This is a genomic window from Comamonas sp. F1-6, assembly GCF_039581415.1.
In the GTDB taxonomy this organism is placed as follows: domain Bacteria; phylum Pseudomonadota; class Gammaproteobacteria; order Burkholderiales; family Burkholderiaceae_C; genus Comamonas; species Comamonas thiooxydans.
Genome location: NZ_JBCPWN010000068.1, coordinates 1 through 629 on the forward strand (window position 1 = coordinate 1; position 629 = coordinate 629).

Genomic DNA, 629 nt, shown 5'->3' on the forward strand with positions numbered 1-629 from the left:
CCGTTCTCAAATGCCCATCCGATCTGCACTTCCGAGGTGCAGGGCCGCCAGGTCACGCCATCCGGGAAACGTCCCTGAGGATCAATGCTTGTGATTTCGCTAACGACTGATGCTTCGACAAGTGCCCACATGATTTAACCCCAAGAAATAATGACCGCCCCGACGCCACCAGCAGCCCCAATTGTTGTGCCGCCCCCACCACCGCCGCCGTAAACACCCGGCCAAGGTCCAGTCGTTGCGCCATCGCCACCAAAGCCGAGCATGGAAGCGCCACCAGCACCACCAAGTTTTGAGCCGTCGGGCAAGGTGGATGGCCAGCCGCCCACCTGCCCCATGAATTTCATCCCTTGAACATTGGTCCCTAATGTGACCACAGAGCCTGTCGCGCTTGCATAAGTGCCAAAACTGGTTGCCGCGCCTGCGTTTTGAGTTGCAGTTGTTGTCTGCGCTCCACCGCCCCCCACGGTCACTGGTACCGTTGCAACTCCAGTTAAGTCCAGCAGCACGTCAAACCCGTTTCCTGCTTTACCGCCACGACCGGCTCCCACAGTGGGCGAGCCCGCTTGCGCGTTGGCAGCGCCGGATGCACCACCAGCCACCCCCTGGACTCGCAGTCTTTTTGCACCGGA

Annotated in this window: 1 pseudogene; it reads right to left on the reverse strand. The window is 60.3% G+C overall.

Annotation, left to right across the window (positions count from 1 at the left end):
* Positions 1–134: 134 nt before the first annotated feature.
* Positions 135–629 (reverse strand): annotated as a pseudogene (locus AAIL66_RS24340) (hypothetical protein); the annotation flags it as partial.